The 5,961-nt window shown below is 47.0% G+C and carries 6 protein-coding genes; 3 read left to right on the top strand and 3 right to left on the bottom strand.

Translation table 11 applies throughout. The features are described 5' to 3' along the window. Positions 1 to 188: 188 nt before the first annotated feature. The 3 genes from FJZ26_03480 to FJZ26_03490 are packed head-to-tail and all read right to left on the bottom strand — an operon-like array spanning position 189 to position 1,980. On the bottom strand, positions 189 to 1,256 hold the full coding sequence (locus tag FJZ26_03480; GenBank protein MBM3229467.1) for a flap endonuclease-1: 1,068 nt from the start codon (positions 1,254 to 1,256) through the stop codon (positions 189 to 191). Further along, positions 1,257 to 1,484, bottom strand: coding sequence for a hypothetical protein (locus FJZ26_03485; protein MBM3229468.1), 228 nt, complete (start codon positions 1,482 to 1,484; stop codon positions 1,257 to 1,259). A 22-nt stretch (positions 1,485 to 1,506) separates the two neighbouring features. Next, on the bottom strand, positions 1,507 to 1,980 hold the full coding sequence (locus tag FJZ26_03490) for a TIGR00270 family protein (protein ID MBM3229469.1): 474 nt from the start codon (positions 1,978 to 1,980) through the stop codon (positions 1,507 to 1,509). A gap of 155 nt (positions 1,981 to 2,135) precedes the next feature. On the opposite strand from FJZ26_03490, the gene FJZ26_03495 reads away from it, so the two are divergent. From FJZ26_03495 to FJZ26_03505, 3 genes are all read left to right on the top strand, one after another. Next, entirely contained in the window at positions 2,136 to 3,563 is a 1,428-nt protein-coding gene (locus FJZ26_03495; protein MBM3229470.1) for a site-2 protease family protein, read from the top strand. A 251-nt stretch (positions 3,564 to 3,814) separates the two neighbouring features. Then, entirely contained in the window at positions 3,815 to 4,813 is a 999-nt protein-coding gene (locus tag FJZ26_03500; protein ID MBM3229471.1) for a pyridoxal-phosphate dependent enzyme, read from the top strand. Positions 4,814 to 4,830: 17 nt separating this feature from the next. Beyond that, positions 4,831 to 5,961 (top strand): PLP-dependent transferase (locus FJZ26_03505; protein MBM3229472.1); only part of this gene is annotated, 1,131 nt, incomplete at its 3' end.

Genomic DNA, 5,961 nt, shown 5'->3' on the forward strand with positions numbered 1-5,961 from the left:
GGCTTCAACCTGCGCGCCTCGCAGCAAAGCACGCAGGGGGCGCTTGATTCCATAAACGTTCCTGTCTCGGATGACGAGGCCGAGGTAATCCGCGTCCTATTAGAGGCTGCCATAAAACGGATTTATGGGTGGTAGTCAAAATATAAAAAACTAAGATGTCCTTTACACACTTTCAAATTCTTATTGCTTTAGAACCACTGCCCAAGCCCTGTCTGCTCCGTCTTGTCGTTGAATTTTTTCACAAGTGCTTCAGCTGCCCTTTCCACCCGCTCGTGCGAAAAGTCGTGCTTGTCGCACAAGAATTTTTCAAGCTCTTGCCTGTCAGGTGCCTTAAACTCTAAGGCCAGCTCAACGTCACTGCCTTTGAGAACTGGGGGCTCAAGGAAAAACCTCTCAATCTCAAAAACATTTTCTGGAAAGTCGTATTTCAATTCAGTTTTTGCATACTGCACAACATCTTCAAGAGCCTTGCACTCCTTTACAATCTTGAGCGCCTTTTTTGGCCCTATCCCCTTAATCCCAGAGCCAAAGTCATTTCCTATAAGTATCCCAAGCCAGATTAGCTGCCTTCTTTCAATTCCATTTTTTTCAAGTGTCTGGCTCAAAGACACAAGCTCTGGCCCCACTTCCACAAACTCGAATTTTCCAGGAACCTTTCTTTTCCCGGACACAGACAAATTCCGAAGCAACAGAGGGGCGCCAAAAAGAAGCGAGTCAAAATCCTGCGAGCCAACAGCATAGGCCAGCCCATTGGCAACAAGTGCGGAAGCCTGCGCCTCACCTTCACTTGGCGCCTGAATGCAAGGAATCCCCATGCAGCCTAGCAGCTCCTTGACTTCTTCAATCATGGCTTTTGTCAGCCTTGTTGTGCGCGCGGCATATTTTCTTGCATCTTCCTCCCTGCCCTGCTCGCGGGCAAGCCTGAACTTTTCCTCAGCCTCAAGCTTCATCTCCTTTCTTGCATCCAGCGTTGATTTTTTCATGTCGGGGGGAATGCCATCAAAAACATAGATGGGCCTTATTCCAGCCTCCAGAAGCTTTGAATTCCTGTAAAAAGTCCCGCTTAGGTGCCCCGTAGGGTTCCCCTTCGAATCCATGAGTGGTGTGCCATCTGCCTGCCTTATTGAAGTTAAAAATTGGTAAAGCGTGTTATATGCGTCAATCGCAATTTTTTTTCCTGCAAGCTGCTTGAAGCCCGTGGGGCTTGAGGCAACAAGTTCTGAAATGGAAACGCCCATCAGGCTCAATTCCCCCATTCACCGCAATTTTTTATTTGCATTTCCTGATATCTCCCTAATTTTTTTCAAATCCCGGATTTTTACGCAAATCGGCATGCCGCGATAGCCGCACTTTGAGCACACTACAAAACCTGAAATGGGGCTATATGGCGTTGGGCTTGAATAACTCTCATATTCGCATGCCTTGAATTCATTCTTGCACTTGGGGCAGATTTCAATACAATCGACTTTGCTTTGGGTTTTCATTTCCAACCACTGAACACATTAACTATCTCTTCTTTTTCTTTTCAATCTCAAGCACGTCCCCAAGCGTCATTCCTTTTCCTGACTTGCCGCCAAATTCAAAGCTTGAGCTTTCTACCTGTTCCAATAATTTAATCCCAAGCTCATGCTCCAGTTTTCTTGCAAGTCCCTCGGAAGGCCTGGCAGTTTCCTTTTCAATCCTGTCAAGAAAAGATTCCTTTTCGTTGAGTCTTTCAGCAACAACCGCAAGGCTCAGTCCGTATCTCTCCCTTGCCCGCCTTATAGTGCTGCCAAAATCATCAACTACCTCAAGCTCTGTTTTTGAGGCAGGGCTTGATAAAAACCCTCCACCTGCCTGGTTTTGCCTTGCCGGGGCAGCTTGCCTTGGCATTGAGATAATTTTTGCCCCGCTGCTGCATCCATGGCAGACATAAAGCTTTGCCCCCTCTACCATCGCAAGTATGTCTCCGCCTTCCCTGCCGCATATTTCGCATTCCATGACAACACCTGCCAACCTGCACCAAGCTTAATTTTTTAATTTACCTCGGGCACCCTCGTGCCTGCCTATCTCATTTAATTTCTCGCATAAAGTATATTCTTTATCAAAAACCTTTATTATCCTCCCATGCCTCATAAAAACAGCCTCATTTAAATATGCTATTGGACATTGATATGCCCATGGGCCACAAGGAACTGTTCTGCTCACTTTCAACCGTAGCCCTAGGCTTTGCCGCGCTTTTCTATATCCTCAATGCAAACCTTGGCGGGCTGGCCACTTTTGTCCTTTCAGTAGTCCTGCTTTGCGCATGCGGCCTGATTTTGCAAAAGCTCCATGCCATTGAGGGCCAGTGGGGCCTTCTTATGCTTAGGACAAAGGCAGGCCTTGGAAGGATTGATGCGCTTGCAAAAAAACACCCAGAAGTCTGGAACATGCTAACGGACTTTGGCCTTGTTTTTGGCTATGGATTGCTTGCATATTTCTTGATTGATAATGACAAGAAAAAGCCGCTGAGAAAACCAACAATAATCCTGCTTTCAATCATTTCACTTTTGCTTACTGTCTTATTTATTTCGCCTTACATCTTCCCGCTTGCCGGAACAGTGATTAGCGGGCTTGATGTAGGCGGAGTTTCTGTGCAGGCAAAAGCTGCAGCATCAATATTCCCATTTTTTGCACTTCTTTCATTTGCAATGCTTATAGTCGGGGGCCTGACCCTAACAACCATTGTCAGCATCGTAACATACGGCCTTCACATACTGACCAAGCTAACAAGTTCAATTGTTTTTGGAACCGGGGAAATTGCAAACACCCCATCCGGGGCATTTTTCCTTGTGCCAGGCAGAAACCTTCCACTATTTGAAGGAATAATCGCCCTTGCACTGCTTTTGGTTGTGCATGAGGCTGCACATGGCGTCCTCTCCAGGGTCGCAAAAATTAAGCTTAAGTCTGCAGGCCTGGTTCTCTTCGGATTCCTTCCTGTGGGCGCATTTGTAGACCCAGATGAGAATGAGCTTAGGAAAAGCTCAAGGTCAGCACAGCTTCGCGTAATGGTGGCCGGCTCCACTGCCAATATTCTCACTGCAATATTATCTTTTCTTGTGCTGCTGGGCTTTGTCATCGGCACTTCGCAGTTCAGGCCAGACGCACTCAAAGTTGTCTCGGGTGCGCTTCCAGAAGGCACATACGTCTATTCAATAAACGGGATAGGCGCAAAGGAGCTGCAAACAACAAAATTTGCCCCAAGCCAAAAGCTTGTGATTAGCACTGAAAAAGGGATAATAAACACGGAGGCTAACAAGGTCGGTGAAGTTGGCGTGTCTTACCTTTATCTAAAAAACAGCCAGTATCTTGCAAGCGTTTTCCCCCCTGAGTTTGCATTCCTGAAATTCGTTTTCAATGTTCTTGCGCTGCTTTTTGTCCTGAACTTTCTTGTGGGCACCGTGAATCTTTTGCCTCTTCCCATGTTTGATGGCTACCATATAGTCTCAATTGCAATTGACAACAAAAACATTGTGCTTGCAATAATGGCAGTTGTTGGCGTGGCGTTTGTCTCTAACTTCCTTCCAAGCCTGTTTAAGTAAGTTTTATATACTAATCCAGGTGCAAGTATAACAATGGCAAAAGCTAAAGCAATTCAAAATCTTCTTTCCTGTTGCCCTTAGGGGCACTAACACCAGCTTTAGCTATATAACTGCCGCCGATTTTTTTCTTTCTTAGTCAGTGGTCTTTCACTGGCGGCATTCTATAGAACTTGTAAATCAACTCGCATATCGTCACGTGTGTCTAAAAGTATGGGGTGAAAAAATGGAAAGGGATTTACGTTGCGCAAAAATTGGAAGAGCAAACCGAGCCTAGGGCAAAGCAAAAAGTCTATGGAAACATACTTGAAGCAGTGGGAAAAACCCCTCTAGTCAGGCTAAACAAAATTGCAAATGGCCTCAGCCCTGAAATATTTGCCAAGGTTGAATATCTTAATCCAGGGGGCAGCGTGAAGGACAGAATCGGGCTTGCCATGGTCGAGGAGGCTGAACAGAGAGGTTTTCTCAAGCCAGGGGGGACGATAGTAGAACCGACTTCAGGGAACACGGGGGCGGGCCTTGCCCTTGTTGCATCCTTGAGGGGCTACAAGTCTATTTTTGTGATGCCTGACAAGATGAGCATTGAAAAAGAGCTTCTTTTGAAGGCTTATGGGGCAAGGGTTGTCCGGACTCCAACCGCCGTGGCGGCAGATGACCCCCAAAGCAACCTGATGGTGGCCAAGAAACTTGTTGAAAGCATACCTGGTGCCTTTTCCCCAAACCAGTATTTCAACCAGGCAAACCCCCTAGCCCATTACACTACAACCGGCCCTGAGATTTGGGAAGCAACAGAAGGAAGAATTACATATTTTGTGGCTGGCATGGGGACAGGGGGCACAATAACTGGTACGGCTAAATATCTAAAGGAGAAAAACCCAGAAATAAAAATTGTCGGGGTTGATGCAGTCGGCTCGCTCTATAAAGGCACTTTTTACAAATCGGAGGCTCCAGTGCACCCCTACAAAGTGGAGGGTATTGGTGAGGATTTCATGCCAACGACAATTGACCTTGGGCTTGTTGATGAGGTAATTTCAGTCGGCGACAGGGACTCGTTTCTTACTGCAAGGAGGCTTGCAAGAGAAGAGGGGTTGCTTGTTGGAGGCTCCTCTGGGGCTGCGGCATTTGCTGCACTAAGTTTGGCAAAAAAGCTTGACAAAAAAGAGGTCCTAGTTGCTTTGCTTCCAGACAGCGGCCGCAGCTATCTGAGCACTATTTTTAATGACGGGTGGATGCAAAAAAACGGTTTTATGTAAACTTGCGGGGTGTTTGTATGAAATTTGAAACAAAGGCCGTTCATATCGGTGAAGAGCCAAAATTCGGGGACGGGGCAAGTGGCGATGTGGTAGTGCCAATACACCTGTCCTCAACTTTTGCCAGAATGGATGCGGATAAGCCCACTGCAGGTTATGAGTATTCAAGGTCTGGCAATCCGACAAGGGATGCGCTTGAAAAACGGCTTGCCGCACTTGAAGGAGCAAAATACGGCCTGGCATTCTCCTCCGGGCTTGCCGCACAGGCAGTTCTTGGCATGGGTTTGCTTCGCTGCGGCGACCACGTTGTTGCATCAGATGATTTGTACGAGGGGACAAGAAGGCTTTTTGATAACTTTTTCAAGGCAAACTTCGGGGTTGAAATCAGTTATGTGGATTCCACCTCACCTGCCGAAGTTGAAAAGGCAATCGGCCAAAAAACACGGCTAATCTGGCTTGAAACCCCGACAAACCCGCTACTTAAGCTTGCTGACATAAGGGGAATTTCGCAGATTGCCAGTAAAAAAGGCGTGCTTGTTGCTGTTGACAACACTTTTGCAAGCCCCTATCTGCAGCAGCCAATGGCTCTGGGTGCTGATATCGCAGTTCACAGCACTACCAAGTACATCAATGGTCATAGCGACTCAATAGGAGGGGCAATTGCCCTTTCAGAAGCCGGGCTGTTTGAAAAACTCAAGCATGCCCAAAATGCCATCGGGGCAATCCTATCCCCCTTTGACAGCTATCTTGTGCTTCGTGGCATCAAGACTTTGGCCCTTCGCATGGACATGCACAGTGCAAATGCACAAAAAATTGCCGAATTCCTTGAATCGCACGAAAAGGTAAAAAGGGTTATTTATCCTGGCCTAAAGTCGCATCCGCAGCACCGGCTCGCAAGAGTGCAAATGAAGGACTTTGGTGGAATGATTTCCTTTGAAATTTCAGGGGATGAAAAAACTGGCGCAAGTCTAAGAAACGCAAAGAAATTCCTTTCACGCCTCAAGCTTTTCCACCTTGCAGAAAGCCTTGGCGGCGTCGAATCTCTCATCGAGCACCCTTCTTCAATGACCCACGCCTCAATTCCTGTCGCCGTGAGGAAGAAAATTGGCATCAGCGACTCGCTTATAAGGGTTTCAGTAGGCATCGAGAAC

Source organism: Candidatus Parvarchaeota archaeon (genome assembly GCA_016866895.1).
Classification (GTDB): domain Archaea; phylum Micrarchaeota; class Micrarchaeia; order Anstonellales; family VGKX01; genus VGKX01.